The organism is Mesorhizobium sp. P3_A8, from assembly GCF_056402995.1.
Map to the genome: position 1 here is coordinate 1 of NZ_JBFUGI010000049.1, position 632 is coordinate 632.

Annotated in this window: 1 protein-coding gene; it reads right to left on the bottom strand. The window is 59.7% G+C overall.

Features of this window, described 5'->3' with window-relative positions; genetic code table 11:
* Positions 1–211: transposase (locus tag AC1DX4_RS35090; protein ID WP_477224690.1), on the bottom strand; the 211-nt coding region annotated here is incomplete at its 3' end.
* Between the last annotated feature and the right edge of the window lie 421 nt (positions 212–632).

Sequence of the window (632 nt, forward strand, 5' to 3'; positions counted from 1 at the left end):
GAGGAGATTGAAGCAAAAGCGCCTTGAACAGGATCAACGGTGGCCAGGCAGCCCGACCCGGTCCACCATCGCGCAGCGGGTTGAGTAGCTTCTCGAAGCGGTACCACTTCACCAGACCTGACAATCGATCGAGTGGCGAAGAACCGCCTGCCAACTTGCCGCCCAGAAAGGCTTCCGCCAAGCTCAACTGACCCGTCTGCTTCACTGCCATCGTGATTCCCTCCGAGCGTCAATCTCAGAGAATCACAACCACCGAATTACGCAACAGTCCCCTTGTGGGAGAAGGTGGCCTCGCGAAGCGAGGTCGGATGAGGGGTGTTCCAGGGAACGCAAACGCCTCACTCCGCTGGAACACCCCTTGTGTGTTTGGAATCGTGCATTGTTGGGGGTGCCACGGACCAGGTGCTTGCCTGATCCGTGGCGGTGGTCGAGAGCCCGTCGCCCCTCAGGTGGCCTAAACCGTGGATGAGCTGGGGTCCGACCGCCTTCTTTTGTGAACCCGAACAGTTGCAAGGGGCAAGCCCCCGCACACAAGGAAGGGACCGAGGAGATGGTAGCGCAAACGGTTCAGGACATCGGCATCGATGTTGCCAAAGGCTGGCTCGACGTGGCGGTGTTTCAAACGCAGGAAC